We start from the raw sequence: 16266 nt of genomic DNA, 5'->3' as shown, positions 1-16266 counted from the left end.
GTGCAATTTGCCCCTCTTAGCCCGTTGTCGCAGGTTCAGCGAGGGGGTGGCATGGCCCGCATTTGCTGCCGCCTTGGAATTGCCGAATTCCTGTGGGACAGGCGCAATGGTCGCCGAAAAACATAGATAGCCGGATAGAGAGACATGCCCCAGCCTTCCGCCCCGATCCCGACCGCGCGCCTGCGCCAGCCGATCGGCCTGTTGATCGGAACGGCATTGGGGGCTGCATTGCTGACGCCGGGCCTTGCGGCCGAGCCTGCGCCGTTCGAGCTGACCGGGCCGGACCTCAAGGTCAGCGTGACCCGCGGCACGACCAGCTTGCCGATCAGCCAGGTGCCGAGCCTGCGGGCCGGCGACAAGCTGCTGATCGAGCCGAACCTGCCCAAGGAACAGGGCGCCAATTTCGTGCTGATGTCGGCCTTCCTGCGGGGCGCGACAAACCCGCCGCCCAAGGACTGGATCGACAGCGCGGAGACATGGAAGAAGAAGGACAAGGATCGCCGCCTCGCCCTGACAGTGCCGGACGGCGCGCGACAGATGGTGCTGTTCCTGGTGCCCGAGACCGGCGGTGGCGAGGGTACGGTTAGTGACGCGGTGCGCGGCAAGCCGGGCGAGTTCGTGCGGGCTACGCAGGAACTCAATCAGGCGTCGCTTGATCGCTCGCGGCTGGATGCCTTCATGACGGCAATCCGGACACAGGAAAACAGCCATCCCGAATTCCTGCGCAGCGTCGCCCCGGCGCTGGCCCGCAGCCTGTCTATGAAGCTCAACGAGGATTGCCTGTCCAAGGTGATCGAGCTTCAGGCGGCCTGTCTGCTGGAGAATAAGGATCAGCTGGTCCTCGCCGATGTTCACAGCAGTTCGATTGCCGAGACGTTGAGCGGCACGCCGACCGACCTGGCCCTGCAACTCGCCTCCACGCGTGAAGCGGGCTATGGCTATTACAGCCCCTATATTGGCGTGGTGCGCGATCTGGCCCGGATGTTCGGGGCCTTTAGCAGCCCCAGTTTCGAATATCTGCCGACCGTCAGCCTGCGCCGCGACGACAATATCGGGCTGATGCTGAACAAGGCGCCGTCCTTTGCCAAGCCCAAGTCGGTGATGGTGGTCGGCATGCCCTCGATCGAGGCGGACAGCCCGCCACGCTTGCGCAGCGGTGCGCAGGCGCCGATTTGCGCGGCATTGCCCGGCACGGTGCTGCCGGTCGAGGGAGCGCCGCTCATCTATTCGACCAGCTATGCGCGCGGCATGACGGTGCAGTTGAAGGCGGCGTCGGGCCAGACGATCGAATATCCGCTGGAGGCACGGGCCGACCGGGGCGGTTATGTGATCCGCGCCGATGGTCCCTGGCCGGCTGACTTCAGGGGATCGATCGAGGCCCATGTCTATGGGCAATGGGGGTTCGACCGGTTCGAAGGGCCCGATTATATCCTGCAGCGGCCCGATGACGCGGCCTGGCAGGTGAAGGGCGAGGCGCCGACGCTGGTCGTCGGCCGCGACAATGGCCTGACGCTGACGGGCGGTGCGCCTTCTTGCGTCGAAAGTGTCACCCTGCGCCAGGGCAATGCAGCGCCCCAGGCGATCGGCTGGAAGGTGCAGGGCCGCGATGCTCTGGACCTGACCCTGCCGCTTGCTGATCGGCGCGCCGGACCTGTCACTGTCGATGTCAAATATCAGGGCGTCGCCAAGCCATTCTCCATGGCGCTGCGCGCCTATGCCCCGGCGAGCAAGCTGGACTGGCTGACCGTGCATCAGGGCGATGCCTGGGGTGAAATGACGGGGCAACGGCTCGATCAGGTGGCGAGCGTCGACCTTGGCGGGCGTAGCTGGAAACCCGATGGCCTGACCCGCGACGGTTCGGTCGATCGGCTCCGTCTGACGGCCGCGGGCGATGGGACTGTGCCCGCCGAAGGCGCCAGCGCCCGCGTGCAGCTGGAGGATGGGCGCATCGTATCCGTGCCGGTCACGATCGCCCCCGCGCGGCCCCGCGTGACCCTGCTCAACAAGAGCGTCACGCCAGCTGCGGCAACGGGTCTGCCGGTGACGCTGGGTGGATCGGATGTGCTGCCCAATAATGGCCGCCTCATCTTTTCCGTGCAGGCGCAGGACGGCACCAAATTGGCCATGACCGATGCGATCGAGGTGGCGACGCAGGATGGCGGCGCCAGCGTTCGGCTGACGGCCGGTTCCGGCCTGCAACTGCAAAGTCCGCAGGTGATGGTGGCGACGCTTGATCCGGCGGCGCTCGGCCCCGCCTTTGGTCCGCTGCAATTCCGCATCGTGCGGGGCCGCGAACAGGGGGATTGGCAGCCGCTGATGCCGCTTGCCCGCCTGCCGCGGATCGAGGCGGTGGATTGCGCGGGCAAGGAGCAGAAGGATCAGGGCTGCACCATCAAGGGACGCGACCTGTTTCTGGTCGATGCCGTCGCCGGCAATCCCGCCTTCGATCAGCCGGCTCCGGTGGCGCAGGGCTTTACCGGATCGACCCTGACGGTCCCGGCACCGACCGACGGCAAGCTTTATGTCCGGCTGCGCGACGCGCAGGGCGCGATGCTGGTGGTGCAGGCACCGTCGCCCGCCGCCTGATCGCCTTCCCGATCAAGGCTGGCCGCGCTAAGCTGACAGAATAGCATGATTTCGAGGCCCGAATGACCGTCATTGCCGCCTATCTCTATCGCAACGGCCAGCGCGTGCGCGAAGTGTCGATCACCGAACGGATCGACTGCGCCGAAGACAAGTCGGAGTTCGTCTGGATCGGCGTTGCCAGCCCGACGGCCGAGGAAATGCGGACGCTGCAGCAAAATTACAATCTTCACCCGCTGGCGGTGGAAGATGCGATCAAGGCTGACCAGCTGCCCAAGGTCGACATTTATGGCGAGCAACTCTTCGTTGTCGCCCGCACCGCCCATGTCGAAGAGAAGACGATCGCCTATGGCGAGACCGCCATCTTCGTTGGCCACAGCCATATCATCAGTGTCCGCCATGGTTCGGCGCGCGGGCATATCGAGCTGCGTCATGCGCTGGAGGCGGTGCCGGACCGACTGGCCCATGGCGTCGATTATGTGCTGCACGCCATCCTCGACTTCATCGTCGACGGCTATCTGCCGATCGTCGAGGGGATCGAGGAGGAAGTGCTGACCATGGAGCAGCACACGGTCGACAATTTCCTCGGCCGTGACGAGATCACCCGTATCTTCAATCTGCGGCGGCAGCTTATCCGTTTCCAGCGCATATTGGGGCCGATGCAGGAGGTCGCGACCAAGTTCGTCAAGATCGACCTGCCCTGCATCGACCCGGAAACCCGACCTTATTTCAGCGATGTGCGCGACCATGTGCGGCGGGTACAGACGATGGTCGACGATCTGCGCGAGGTGCTGAATTCCGTCTTCGAGTTCAGCAATTTGCTGGAACAGCAGCGCACCGGCACGATCACCCGTCAGCTTGCCGCCTGGGCCGCGATCCTGGCAGTGCCGACCGCAATCGCCGGCATCTACGGCATGAATTTCGAGCATATGCCCGAGCTCAAGACCCGCTACGGCTATTTCGTCGTGTTGGCGGTGATCCTGCTGATCTGTTCCATCCTCTATCGGCGGTTCCGCAAGCTCAACTGGCTCTGAGCACATCGCCCCGCCGAAATGGAGCGGCAGTCGCTTGACCTATTCGGACAGGCGGTGCCAGCCTGTCCGAATGGGAGGTCAGGCGATGGATGAGGATCGCGACGCGTTCGAGGCGATCAATGCGCATATGCTGCGGTTCCTGCCGGAGCTGGTGGCGGAACTGGGCGGCGAGGCGCCGGACAGCGGCGATGCGTCGCCCAGCTATCGCCAGACCATTGCGCTGATCGAGGATGCGGCGCATCGGCTCGCCTGCCCGGATTTCGGCATGCGCCTTGCCCTGCGGCAGCGCGGCGTGGACCTGTTCGGGCCGCTCGGCGACGCGATGCGCAACGCGCCGACCTTTGGCGCGGCGATCGATTATGTGTGCAGCCATAATTATGCGCACAGCCTGGCGGCGTCGGTCTGGCTCCGCCGCTTTCCCGCGGTCCGCCATGTCTTCGTCGGGCATGACATCCTGCTCGATGGCGTGCCCAACCGGGCGCAGGCGATGGAGCATATCCTGCTGGTCGGCCATCTTTTCGCGATGGAACTGACCGGCGGCCGGGCACGGGCGCGGCGGGTGCATTTCCGCCACCAGCCGATCTCGCCGGCGCGCATCTATCGCCGCTATTTTGGATGCCCGGTCCATTTCGGCCAGAATGAGGACGGGATCAGCTTTTCCGAGCGCGACATGGCATGCCCGGTGATCGACCGGGACGCTGCGGTCTTCGCCGCCGTCACCGCCTATATCGAACGGGAATTTCCCAATCGCCACCCGCCGCTGCATGCGCAGGTGCGCGGTATCGTCATGCAATGGCTGTGGACCGCCCATTGCTCGAATGACCGGGTCGCGGCTGAACTGGGGCTGCACCCGCGGACCCTGCACCGGAGGCTGGCGACGGAGGGCACGAGTTTCCAGAAGATCAAGGACGAGGTGCGACGCGACATATTGCGCTACTATCTGGAGCAGACTGACATCGACTTCGCCCATGTGTCGGAGAAGCTGGGTTTTTCCGAACAGTCAGTGATGACGCGCAGCTGCAATCACTGGTTCGGCGCGTCGCCGACGCGGTTGCGGGCGCGGTTGCACGCGCCCGCCTGATCCTTCAGCCCGCAATCGAGGTGCGGTGCATCATCCGCCCGGAATCGCGGGCATAGGGAACCACCCGGTGCAGCGCGCCGGTATTGCTCCAAATGACGAAGTCGCCCGCGTGCCATTGATGCTGATAGACGAAATCGGGCTGGGTCGCCCATTCGTTGAGCCGGGCGATATAGGCGCGGCCATAGGCCAGCTCCATGCCGACGATCCGGTCGGCGGTCGACCCGACGATCAGGCTCTTGCGGCCGTTCTTGTGGGTCTGGACCAGCGGCCGTTCCTTCTCGACGCCGATCGCCAGCTTGCCCTTTTCCGCTTCGGGAATAGCGTCGGCGATCGAACGTAGGCTGGCAGCGACGCTGTGGATGATGCGCAGATCCTCGATCTCGGTGCGCTGTGATTCCGGCATCTGTTCATAGGCCGCGAAGGTGTTGGCGAATTCGGTCTGGCCGCCCTTGGGCGCCAGCCGGCGGGCCGAGAGCAGGGTCGCGAGCGGCGGCGGCATTTCCATCGGCATGCCGTCCATGTGCCAGAAGAAGGTGCCCAGCACATATTCCGGCGCGCGGTTGATCTTGCGATCCAGCGTCACCTGATAGACGTCCTCGTCCTTGTTGGTCGTCGCTTCGCTGGTGAGGTTGAGCCGCCCGCCGAGCAGATCGGTAAAGGCCAGTTGCTCCTCATTGGTGAAATGGACCTGCGGCATGACCAGGACGGTTCGCTCCTCCAGCATGTCGCGGCACTGGGCGACCACCTCGGGATCGAACAGCGCCTCCCGATCGGCCTCGACCACCGCGCCGATCAGCGGCTTGACCGGGCGGAAGGTCACGCGGCTCTTGTGAATGACGTTCATGATCCTGCTCCTTCGATCTCAACCCTGTTCGGCGGCCATGCCGGAAAAGCCGATGCAATAGCCGCCATCGACCGGCAGCAAGGTGCCGGTGATGTAGGACGCCTCGTCACTGGCGAGGAACAAAGCGGCATTGGCGATTTCGCTGGCCAGGCCCCACCGGTCCATCGGGATGCCGGGCACGCGGAAGATGCCCGGCGGCGGTTCGGGATGATCCTTTGCCATCGGCACCAGCCCGGTCCAGATCGATCCGGGCAGCACGGCGTTCACGCGGATATGGTGCGCGGCATAATCGAGCGCGGCGCATTTTGTCATCTGGCTGACCCCGCCCTTGGCGGCGGCATAGACGCCATGGCCCTTCCACCCGACCATGCCAGTGGCCGATCCGATATTGACGATCGCGCCGCCGCCGCTCTCCAGCATGGCGATCACGCCATATTTCATGCCCAGGAATACGCCCTTCAGATTGACGGCATGGACCCGGTCCCAATTGTCGCTGCTCTGTTCGTGCAGCGGCATGATGCCGCCGCCGAAGCCGGCATTGTTGACGAGGATGTCGACCCGGCCAAAGCCGTCGCGGGCCGCGGCGATCATCGCCTGCACGTCCGCTTCCTCGGCCACGTCGACATGCAGGCCGATCGCGCCATTGCCGATGGCGGCGGCGACCTCATCCTGTGCGCCGCTGATGTCGGCGCACAGCACGCGCGCGCCCTCCTGCGCGAAGCGCTGCGCCATCGCCTTGCCCATGCCCGATCCCGCGCCGGTGATGACCGCGCTCTTGCCCGCCAGCCTCATGGCATCGGCTCCGTGTCGATGGTCGGCTGGATCAGGATACGGCTGAGATTGGCCCGGCGCGGCAGGCTGACGGCGAGCAATATGCCTGCGACGATATCGTCCGGCGCCATCGCGCCGTCCTTGTGGGTGTGCTGCTGGATCATGTCGCGCCATTGCGGGTCGGAAATGGAGCTGGCGATCTCGGTCGCGGTCGCGCCCGGTTCGATGATCGACACGCGGATGCCAGCCTGGCCGCCCTCCTGCCGCAGGCTTTCGGTGAAGCCGGTCAGGCCGAACTTGCTGGTCGAATAGGCGGCAAAGCGCCAGCCCGATCGGCGGCCGGCGGTCGAGGAGATGTTGACGATGTCGCCGCTGCCCTGTGCTTTCATCACCGGGAAGGCGGCGCGGCAGGCATGGATGGTGCCCATCAGGTTGATGTCGATCACGCGCTGCCACTGAGCGCTGGTCAGGCTTTCGATCCCGCCCGCCTCGTTGACGCCGGCGGAGTTGACGAGGATGTCGAGCCGGCCGAACCGCGCCACCGTGTCGGCGACGGCGGCCGCTGCATCCACCTCGATCGAGACATCGCCGGGCAGGGCGATCGCCGTGCCGCCTGCCGCTTCAATCCGGGCGACCAGCGCGTCGAGCCGATCGCGACGCCGTCCGTTGACAGCGATGTTGACACCCTCAAGCGCCAGCGCGAGCGCTGCCGCCTCGCCAATGCCGGAGGATGCGCCGGTGACCAGCGCGACCTTGTTTTCCAGTGCTGCCATGACCTCTCCTTGCCCCGCTGGCCTGTGCTGGACCGCGATGCTGAACAGGTTGTTAGCAGGGGTGGGCGGGGTGGTGCGATGGCAGGGTCGGTAATAGCGCCGGGGCGATCATTTGGCTTCGAGTTGGTCCAGCATCGCCTCGATCATGGCCAGGGCCTGGTCATGACCCTCTGTCAGGCCAAGCGCTGTTTCGCTGACCAGCATGCGGGCGAGCGAGGCGGTGATCATCACCAGGCCGCTGGCGTTGGCGGCCTGATCGGCTGGTAGCAATGCTGCTACTGCCTCTGCCTGATGCGCGCGAAAGGCCTGAGCGGCGGTGACGATCTCGGCCCGCACCGCCTCGCGATGATGGGCGATGGCGCTGAGTTCGGCCGCGAGCGCAGCGGTCGAGGGATCGCGCATCATCTCCCACATGGCGCGCAGCGGGCGGGGGGCGGCCAGTGCCTGCTCGAACCGGGACATGCGCCGATCGTTGATCCGCTGCACCACGGCGCGGAGCAGATCGTCCATCGTGCGGAAATAATAATAGAGAAGCTGGGTCTTCAGGCCCGCCTGCTGTGCCACCTGCCGCGCGGAAATGCCATGTTCGCCGACCTCTGTCAGGATCGCTTCGGCCGCGTCGATGAAGCGGGCGCGGTTCTGCGATCCTTCGGCGCCAAGTCTGCGAGCGGTAGCCATATCGTCCTTTCCGTCCTTCTCCGCCTCCGCTTCTGGGCAATTTTATGAGGCGCGGCAATGGCCGGGCGCCTGTCCATTTTGGTCAAGTCGTGGTGTCGGGGCGTCGCTAGCCTTGGCGCCAAACAAGACCCTTGCGGAGAGACGATCCATGACCAGCCCGACGCTCGATTGTTCGGATATCGACAATTATCTGGGCAAGCCGATCCAGCCCGCGCGGATGGTCGAGCCGATCAACAATGGCGATATCCGCCGCTGGGTGCAGGCGATGCATTATCCCAACCGGCTCCATTATGATGCGGGTTATGCCGCGCAGAGCCGCTGGGGCGGCATGGTCGCGCCACAGAGCTTTGCCGTGACGATGGACTGCGCCCATGGCTCCGCGCCGTCCTGCATCGGCCGGGTGCCCAATTCGCACATGCTGTTCGGCGGCGACGAATGGTGGTTCTACGGCCCGCGCATGGTGGCGGGCGACCGCATCCTCAACGAACGCATCCCGTTCGACTATACTGTCAAGGATACCAAGTTCGCCGGCCCCACCTGTTTCCAGCGCGGCGACAATTTCTATTATAACCAGCAGGGTGACCTGATCGCCAAGCAGCGCTCCACCTCGATCCGCTACAGCCAGGAAGCGGGCAAGGACAATGTCCCGACCGAAGGCTTTGACGATCCGGTCTGGACCGACGACCAGTTGGAGGAACTGGAAGCGCGCAAGATGCAGTGGGTCCAGATGCTCCACGATCTGGGCCATGACCGGCGCTGGTGGGACGATGCGACGGTCGGCGCGGCGCTGCCCGAGCGGGTGGTCGGCCCGCATTCGATCGTCTCCTTCGCGACCGAATGGCGATCCTATATCTTCACGCAATGGGGCGGCACCCATCGGCGCACGGATCTCGACATGGAGGCGCTGGGCTTCGTCAAGGAAATGGCGGGGCATGAGAATGACCCGGTGATGGAGGCGATCAATCCCGAATTCACCGACGGCGCCTATGTCGGCCCGTCGCGCGGCCATCTCTTCCCGCGTTGGGCGCGGTTCATCGGCATGCCGCGCGGCTATGGCTATGGCGCGTCGATGGGGGCGTGGATCACCGATTATTTCGCCGGTTGGGCGGGGGAATGGGGAATGATCCGCCATTCCGCCTGCAATTATCGCAGCCCGGCGCTGACCGGCGACATCACCATCACCACCGGCACCATCCTCGACAAGTTCGTGGATGAGGACGGCCGGTACATGGTGCAGGTCGATTGCCGCATGGCCAATCAGGCGGGGGCAGTGCTGGCCACGGCCAAGGCGGAGATCGAACTGCCCAAACGGCCGGCCTGATCCGTCTGGTCAAGCGCGCCGCGCTGTGGGATAGCGCGGCGATGGATTTAGACGATCAATTTCGCCATTATTTCGGCACCGACGACCTTGCCAGCGTACCGCCCGAGGGCATGGCGGCCGGGATCGAGCGGATGCAGGTGGCCTTCGGGCTGGAGACCGACCGTCCCCGGCGCTTCGCCCTGTGGACGTTGCTCTACATGCTGGGCGCGGCGCCTGATCTGGATGTCGCCTTCGAGGATGAAGCCGATCGCAATGCCGCGCGCGACGTGATGGACATGCTGGACGAATAGGCCGCAGGGGCGATGGAAAAAGGCATAACCCGCGCCGGCAGGAAGGAACGCGCATCGGCGCGCGGCGCGATATTGGCCGCGACCGAGAGGCTGATGGTGGAGGAGGGCTATGCCGCCGTCACCACCCGGCGCGTGGCGAAGATCGTCGGCGTAACGCCGGCGCTGGTCCATTATCATTTTGCGACGACCGACGACCTGCTGCTGGCGCTGTTCCGCAGTCTGTCGGCCCGGTTCAAGGAAGAATTGGCCAGCCGGCTGGATACGCCCGATCCGCTGCGCGCGCTGTGGCAGCTCAATTCCGATCCGGATGGCAGCGCGATCGTGCTGGAGTTCATGGCGCTGTCCAACCATCGCAAGGCGATCCGCCAGGAAATCGCCGCCTTTGTCGAGGAATTGCGGGATATCCAGGCGCGGGCGATCGGCGCGGCCGACGGCGCGGGGCTGTCGCCTGTGGGGCTTTCGGTGCTGACGGCGGGCATGGCCCGGTCGATCGTGATGGAGCAGAGCCTGGGCGTGACGCTGGGCCATGAAGAGGCGCTGGCCATGGTGGAGGCGCTGATGCGCCACGCCACCGGCAAGGATGCCGACGAACCCACCGCCTAGCCGGTCAGCCGGCGCGATGATGCGCGCCGGCCTTATCCTTATTTCTTGGCCGGAATTTTGTTGAGATCGGCCTGCACCTTGGCAAGCGCGGCGTCGGTCAGCGTGTCGGCAGCATATTGCTGCACGCCCTTCAGCGTCATCGAACGCGCCATGTCGATCTGCGGATTGGCGGTGAAGCCCGGCAGATTCTTGTCCAGGACGGCCTTGGTCGCCGGATTGTCGAGCAATGTGCCGATGTCGGTCGTCTCGACGCTATAGGCTGGGGCAGGCGCGGCGGCAGGGGCCTGCGCCATGGCGATGTGCGGCGTGGTCGCAGCGAAGATCAGGCTGGTGGCGATCAGGGCGGTTTTCATCAGCATCCTCTCAAGGCAACAGGTCTTGTCCCGACGTCCAGCGGCCGTGAGACGATCTGTATCATAAGCGGGGCCGAGCAGGCAGGGAACCGGGGCGCGATCCAACCGCCCCGGCGATGTTTGGTTCAGTAGCTGCCGCCGATCCAACTGCGCACGACCGCGCCCTGGGCATTCAATTGCAGCAGGTCGGCGCGCAGGCCGGGCGCGATGCGACCGGTTTCGGCGGCAAGGCCGAGGAAGGCGGCCGGGGCCGCCGATGCCATGGCGATGGCGCGCTCGATCGGGACGTCCAGCATGGCGACGCTGTTGTGGACGGCGGTGATCATGTCGAGATTGGAACCGGCCAGCGTGCCGGCATCATCGGTGCAGGCGCCGTTGCGGACCAGGATATGGCGACCCTGGAGCATGAACTCGTCCGCGTCGGAGCCGACCGAGGGCATGGCGTCGGTGACGAGCATCAGCGTGCCTTCCGGCTTGCAGCGCAGCGCGATCTTGAGCGCGGTGGCGCTGACATGATGGCCATCGACGATGATACCGCAGGTCACGCTGTCCTGCTCCAGCGCGGCGCCGACGATGCCGGGCTTGCGCGAGCCCAGTGGCGACATGGCATTGTAGAGATGGGTGACGCCGGACAGGCCGGCCTCGACCGCGCCGATCATATCCTCATAGCCGCCATTGCTGTGGCCCGCCGCGACGATCACGCCGCGCTCCACAAGTTGGCGCACCATGTCGGGCGAGGTCCGCTCGGGCGCCAGCGTGACCAGGGTGCGACCGCGCCTGAGCGAAGACAGCACTTCCAACCCCTCGGCATCGAGCGGGCGGATCTTGTCGCCGTCGTGAATGCCCTTGCGCTCGATATTGAGATAGGGCCCTTCGATATGGATGCCGAGCACGCCCGGCACGCCGGCCTCGATCGCGGCATCGACGGCGGCGACCGCCTGGCGGATGACGGCCAGATCGTCGCTGATGAGCGTCGGCAGGAAGCCGGTGGTGCCGAAACGACGATGGGCGGCGCCGATCGCGGCGATGCCTTCGACCGTCGGGGCATCATTGAACAGCACGCCGCCGCCGCCATTGACCTGCGTATCGATGAAGCCGGGCACCAGCCGGTCGCCGCCCAGGTCGCGCCGCGCGACATCGGTCGGGACATCGGCGTCGGGCAGGATCGCGGCAATGCGATTGCCCTCGATCAGCAGCGCCTTGCCGGCATGGAAGTGGCCGTCGATCAGGATCGACCCGTTGACCAGAGCGTGACGCATCAGAGGGTCTCCGTCACCTTGGCAAGGTGCGGGGGCTGGTCCGGGTTGAAGCCGCGCCGGACCGACAGCGCGTTGACCGCGCGGTAGAAGGCCTGGACCTGCAGCATCGGTTCGATCGCCGGATGGGCGGTGGGCACCGGCAGGTGGATGGCGCCATCCACCGGCTCCCCGGCGATCAACACCTGGCCGCCGCGCGTAACGACCTCGCGCACCAGTTCATCGACGCTTTCGGCGGTTTCATCCGCCTGGCGGAACACCAGCAGCGGGAAATCGGGGCCGACCAGCGCCATCGGGCCATGTTTGACCTCGGCCGCGCTGAACGCTTCGGCATGAAGGCCGCTGGTTTCCTTGAACTTGAGCGCAGCTTCCTGCGCGATGCCGAAGCCGATGCCGCGGCCGATGACGTAGAGGCCGCGCGCGGTGGCGAGCTGTTCGACGAGCGGCGTCCAGTCGCAGGCCCAGGCCTGGGCGAGCAGGGCAGGGGCAGTCTCCAGCGCCGCCAGCAATTCCGCATCCTCGCTCCAATGGGCGGCAAGGTTCAGCAGGCTGGCGATCGAGGCGATATAGGATTTGGTGGCGGCGACGCTGCGTTCCGGGCCGGCGTGGAGCGGCAGCAGCGTATCGACCTGGCCGGCAAGCGGCGAGTCGGCGACATTGACCATCGCGACGGTCCTTGCGCCCGCGCTTTTTGCAGCATCGACCGTGGCCAGGATGTCGGGGCTCTTGCCCGACTGCGAGATGGCGATGGCCAGCATGTCGGCGAGCGCCGGGGCGGTGCCATAGACCGAAGCGATCGAGGGTGCGGCCGACGTGGTCAGCAGGCCCAGGCGCGTTTCGAACAGATATTTGGCGAAGGTCGCCGCATGATCGGAACTGCCGCGGGCACAGGTGACGATGCCGCGCGGCGGATCGGCGCGCAGGCTGGCGGCCAGCGCCTTGACCGTTTCGGCGTTGGCGGCGAACTGGCGGGCGATGACGGCGCCGGCCTCTGCGGCCTCGGCGAACATCAGGGTATCTTGCGGATTGAGCATCGTATCAGGCATCTTTTCGGTCAGGCGCGCATGTCGAGTTCGGCAACGAAGTCATAGGCATCGCCCCTGTACCAGCTTTGCGTCGCTTCGATGACGCGGCCATCGTCCAGGAAGCCGCGCCGTTCGATATAGAGGCCGGGCGCCCCTGCCTCGATGCCCAGCAGCTTGGCCTGTTCGGCGTTGAACAGGACGGCGCGCAGGCGCTGGAGGGCACGGACCGGACGGTTGCCGGCAGCTTCCAGGGCTGCATAGAGCGAGGCGCCGACGACATCGACACCGTCGAGGCCGAAGCCGGGAATGGTCGAATATTCGAGCGCCATCGCGACATCGTCGGCATAGCGAATGCGGTTGAAACGGTAGACGGCCGCGCCGGGGCTGAGGCCCAGCGTCAGCGCGTCGTCGGGCGTGACGGCGCCGATGCTGCGGCCCAGCCACTCGCTGCGCACCGTGCGGCCGCGTGCCGCCATATCCTCGGAAAAGGAGGAGAGCTTGGCGAACTGCTTTTCGACCCGGTTGGCGACGAAGGTGCCGGCGCCCTGCTTGCGGACCAGCAGTCCTTCCTCGACCAGGGAATCCAGCGCCTTGCGCAGGGTGATGCGGGACACCGAGAGTTCCGATGCCAGGTCACGTTCGGGCGGCAGCGCTTCATTGGGTTTCAGTCGCTGGGTGCGCAGCGCTTCGCGCAGCGCGTCTTCGAGCCGGCGATAGAGCGGGCCACCGCCCAGCGCGTCGAGCGGTCCAATCTGTTCGGCAAGCAGCGGCATCTCGTCTCCACCAGCATCTGTGTTGTCTGCACACTAAGACCAATTAAATACCATATGCCAGTGAAAAATTTCAAACCCCGTCACAATTTTGAAAATATCCCTCTTGACGGCGGTATGACTTCGGCGGATGGTCTGCTTATTGGTATGCAGTTGGTCCGCCCAATTGGTGCCATGCATCAAATATAAATAAGGGGTGAGATATGGGGATTCGGACTTTTCTGGTCGGTACCGCCAGCGCCATCGCGCTGTTTTCCGGTGCCGCGCATGCGCAGGGAAGCGATGCTTCCGCGCCGGACGCCGATGCAAATGCCAGCGATATCGTCGTCACCGGTTATCGCGCCTCGCTCGCCAAGGCGATCGACGTCAAGCGTAACGCTGACGCGATCGTCGACAGCATTTCCGCCGAAGATGTCGGCAAATTCCCCAATACCAATGTCGCCGAAGCGCTGACGCTGGTGCCGGGCGTCACCGTCGACCGCCAGTTTGGCCAGGGCGAAAAGGTATCGATCCTGGGCACCGATCCGGCGCTCAACCGCACCCTGCTGGACGGCCAGACCGTGGCGTCGGCCGACTGGTTCATCCTCGACTCGCCGGGCCGCACCTTCAACTATGCGCTGCTCGCGCCGCAACTGGTCGGCCGGGTCGATGTCTACAAGTCGCCCGAACCCCGCATCGACGAAGGTTCGATCGGCGGCACGGTCAATGTCGTGACCCGCAAGCCGCTGGACTTGAAACCCTTCACCATGGCGGGCCAGCTTGGCTATCTCTATAATGATCGCTCGAAGAAGGGCGATATCCAGGGATCGGCGCTGGTCAGCTGGCATAATGAGGAAGGCACGTTCGGCATCCTCGCCTCGTTCCAGCGCGCCAAGGACCGGCTGCGCCGCGACGGCGTCGAAACCTATGGCACGATGAAGGCCGATCAGTGGGCCGGCGGCAATGCCGACAATCCGGTGGACTCGCGCGACAATGGTTGCGTCGGCGAATGCGCCACCACGCTGAGCAATAATCTCGACGCGATCAGCCCCAACGCCTTTGGCACCTCCTATTTCGAACAGGGCCGTGAGCGCCTGACCTATTCGGCCACCGCCCAGTGGAAGCCGGTCGACGAGCTGACCCTGGAAGCGAGCTGGCTCAAGATCGACGCCACCTACAACAACCTCAACCAGTCCATGTATGCCTTCCAGGGCAATACCTGGAACAGCTTGGGGGCGCTGACCGGTCTGGAGGTCAATAACGGCATCGTCACCAGCGCAACCTTCAAGAATGCGCTGTCGGTGCTGGACGTCCAGTATCGCGAGGCGGAAATGAAGTCCGATACCTATCGCGGCAAGGCGCGTTGGGACGGTGGCACCTGGGATCTGACGGTCGAAGGCGGCCTGTCGGACGCGGACGGCGGCACCAAGCGGCAGGTCTTCCTCGAATTCCTCAACTGGGCGGATTATACCGTGAATATCGGCGGCGCCCCCAAGTCGCCCGGCTCGCTGAGCTATGCCACCGATGTTCAGGGCAACCCCAATGCCTTCGTGACCGATCCGGGCTGGAGCGGCAACACCGTCACCAAGCCGACCAGCGACAAGGAGCGTTACGGCCAGGCTGACCTCGGCTTCGATTTCGACGGTGCTTTGAAGCGCATCCAGATCGGCTATAAATATCGCCATCACGAGACCGGCCAGCAATATGCGGGCATTGCGCTCAATGGTCTGGGCGTCGCGGCGGCGCAGTTCGATCCCAAGACGGTGGCGGGCAATTATCTGCGCGGCTTCAGCGGCGTGAACGACCAGATGACCGACCGCTTCATCATCAGCGGCCCGTCGATGGTCGACTATCTGGAAGGCCAGACACTACCGACGCCGTCGATCTTCGCGGCGGCGGAATTTACCGCCGGTAACTGGAACATCCAGGAGGATATCAACGCGGTCTATGCCCAGGCCAATTTCGACACCGGCACGCTGCGCGGCAATTTCGGCGTGCGCTATGTGAATACCAAGACCGACAGCGCCGGCTATGTCTGCAACGCTGGCGCGCCCTGCAACAGCGCAGCTGACTGGACCTGGCAGACGACCAAGCGCAGCTATGACAACTGGCTGCCCAGCGCGAATATCGCCTGGACCGCGCAGCAGGATCTGATCCTGCGCTTCTCCGCCGCCAAGGTGATGTCGCGTCCCAACTATGCCGACATGACCAATTATTTCTGGCTGTCGGACACGGTGCTGACCGGCGGTGGCGGCAACCCGAACTTGAAGCCCTACACGTCGGGTAATCTCAACGCCTCGGTCGAATGGTATTTCAAGCAGGGGTCGATCCTGTCGGCCGAAGTCTTCTACAAGGATATCAGCAACTATATCCTGCAGAAGACGGCGCCCGAGAGCTATTTCAACCAGTCTCAGGGCCGGGTGACGACCTATCAGATCAGCCGTCCCTACAATGCCGGTTCGGCCGAGGTGAAGGGCTTTGCCGTCGCCTATCAGCAGAACCTGCCCTATGGCTTCGGCATATTGGCCAACTACACCTATTCCGACGGTTCGGGTGAAGGCGGCCAGGCGCTGCCCTATAATTCCAAGCATCAGGCCAGCGTCAGCCCCTTCTTCGAAAGCGGCCCGGTCGCGCTGCGCGCCACCTACACCTGGCGGTCGAAATATTTCACCGGCATCGACCGCGGCGACAATATGTTCGTGCGGGACTCCGACAATCTGGACGTGTCGGCGACCTATAATGTCACGCCGCAGATCGGCATCACCCTGTCGGGCATGAACCTGACCGACGCGGAATATTATGCCTATGCCAACACCACGGCACTGCCGCGCGGCGTCTATCGCTCGGGCCGCAAGTTCCTGGCGACGGTGAACTTCAACTATTGATTGCCTCGCCTGTCAGAAGG

15 protein-coding genes are annotated in these 16266 nt (G+C 64.8%); 7 read left to right on the top strand and 8 right to left on the bottom strand.

The features are described 5' to 3' along the window. The first annotated feature begins 144 nt into the window (after positions 1–144). The 3 genes from A0U87_RS01395 to A0U87_RS01385 all read left to right on the top strand — a co-directional run bounded on the left by A0U87_RS01395 (position 145) and on the right by A0U87_RS01385 (position 4698). The gene (locus A0U87_RS01395; RefSeq protein WP_048936556.1) at positions 145–2586 is read left to right on the top strand and encodes a hypothetical protein; all 2442 of its coding nucleotides are present in this window, start codon (positions 145–147) and stop codon (positions 2584–2586) included. Between the two features lie 62 nt (positions 2587–2648). Continuing rightward, complete coding sequence (locus A0U87_RS01390; RefSeq protein ID WP_004212440.1) at positions 2649–3617, top strand: magnesium and cobalt transport protein CorA; 969 nt, start codon at positions 2649–2651, stop codon at positions 3615–3617. Between the two features lie 85 nt (positions 3618–3702). After that, on the top strand, positions 3703–4698 hold the full coding sequence (locus tag A0U87_RS01385; protein ID WP_048936680.1) for an AraC family transcriptional regulator: 996 nt from the start codon (positions 3703–3705) through the stop codon (positions 4696–4698). Between the two features lie 4 nt (positions 4699–4702). Here A0U87_RS01385 and A0U87_RS01380 read toward each other — a convergent pair whose 3' ends face one another. The 4 genes from A0U87_RS01380 to A0U87_RS01365 form a co-directional block, all read right to left on the bottom strand. Further along, positions 4703–5542: a TauD/TfdA family dioxygenase gene (locus A0U87_RS01380; protein WP_048936555.1), complete on the bottom strand. Its 840-nt coding sequence runs from the start codon at positions 5540–5542 to the stop codon at positions 4703–4705. 18 nt (positions 5543–5560) lie between these two features. Further along, positions 5561–6334, bottom strand: coding sequence for an SDR family NAD(P)-dependent oxidoreductase (locus A0U87_RS01375; RefSeq protein ID WP_048936554.1), 774 nt, complete (start codon positions 6332–6334; stop codon positions 5561–5563). After that, positions 6331–7086, bottom strand: a complete 756-nt coding sequence (locus A0U87_RS01370; RefSeq protein WP_048936553.1) for an SDR family NAD(P)-dependent oxidoreductase — start codon at positions 7084–7086, stop codon at positions 6331–6333. The genes A0U87_RS01375 and A0U87_RS01370 overlap by 4 nt, the downstream gene beginning before the upstream one ends. A 108-nt stretch (positions 7087–7194) precedes the next feature. After that, positions 7195–7764 carry a TetR/AcrR family transcriptional regulator gene (locus tag A0U87_RS01365; RefSeq protein ID WP_048936552.1) on the bottom strand — a complete coding sequence of 190 codons (570 nt, stop codon included), beginning with the start codon at positions 7762–7764 and terminating at the stop codon, positions 7195–7197. 148 nt (positions 7765–7912) lie between these two features. Between A0U87_RS01365 and A0U87_RS01360 the strand changes: the two genes are divergently transcribed. The 3 genes from A0U87_RS01360 to A0U87_RS01350 are packed head-to-tail and all read left to right on the top strand — an operon-like array spanning position 7913 to position 9978. After that, complete coding sequence (locus tag A0U87_RS01360; protein ID WP_048936551.1) at positions 7913–9085, top strand: MaoC family dehydratase N-terminal domain-containing protein; 1173 nt, start codon at positions 7913–7915, stop codon at positions 9083–9085. 41 nt (positions 9086–9126) lie between these two features. After that, a complete protein-coding gene (locus A0U87_RS01355) occupies positions 9127–9375 on the top strand; it encodes a hypothetical protein (protein WP_004212448.1) in 249 nt (82 codons plus the stop codon). A 12-nt stretch (positions 9376–9387) separates the two neighbouring features. After that, positions 9388–9978, top strand: coding sequence for a TetR/AcrR family transcriptional regulator (locus tag A0U87_RS01350; RefSeq protein WP_048936550.1), 591 nt, complete (start codon positions 9388–9390; stop codon positions 9976–9978). Between the two features lie 38 nt (positions 9979–10016). Here A0U87_RS01350 and A0U87_RS01345 read toward each other — a convergent pair whose 3' ends face one another. The 4 genes from A0U87_RS01345 to A0U87_RS01330 all read right to left on the bottom strand — a co-directional run bounded on the left by A0U87_RS01345 (position 10017) and on the right by A0U87_RS01330 (position 13385). Further along, on the bottom strand, positions 10017–10331 hold the full coding sequence (locus tag A0U87_RS01345; RefSeq protein ID WP_037521534.1) for a hypothetical protein: 315 nt from the start codon (positions 10329–10331) through the stop codon (positions 10017–10019). 125 nt (positions 10332–10456) lie between these two features. After that, positions 10457–11590, bottom strand: coding sequence for an N-acetylglucosamine-6-phosphate deacetylase (gene nagA / locus A0U87_RS01340; protein ID WP_048936549.1), 1134 nt, complete (start codon positions 11588–11590; stop codon positions 10457–10459). Beyond that, positions 11590–12633 carry an SIS domain-containing protein gene (locus A0U87_RS01335; RefSeq protein ID WP_170978339.1) on the bottom strand — a complete coding sequence of 348 codons (1044 nt, stop codon included), beginning with the start codon at positions 12631–12633 and terminating at the stop codon, positions 11590–11592. Before A0U87_RS01335 ends, nagA begins: the two co-directional genes overlap by 1 nt. A gap of 8 nt (positions 12634–12641) precedes the next feature. Next, complete coding sequence (locus tag A0U87_RS01330; protein WP_048936547.1) at positions 12642–13385, bottom strand: GntR family transcriptional regulator; 744 nt, start codon at positions 13383–13385, stop codon at positions 12642–12644. A 200-nt stretch (positions 13386–13585) separates the two neighbouring features. Here A0U87_RS01330 and A0U87_RS01325 point away from each other — a divergent pair, with 200 nt between their 5' ends. Beyond that, positions 13586–16246, top strand: coding sequence for a TonB-dependent receptor (locus A0U87_RS01325; protein ID WP_048936546.1), 2661 nt, complete (start codon positions 13586–13588; stop codon positions 16244–16246). Positions 16247–16266 lie beyond the last annotated feature (20 nt).

Source organism: Sphingobium sp. MP9-4 (assembly GCF_005281675.1).
Classification (GTDB): Bacteria; Pseudomonadota; Alphaproteobacteria; order Sphingomonadales; family Sphingomonadaceae; genus Sphingobium; species Sphingobium yanoikuyae.
The sequence above is the reverse complement of the archived record's forward strand: the minus strand, read 5'-3'. Positions and strand labels throughout refer to the sequence as shown.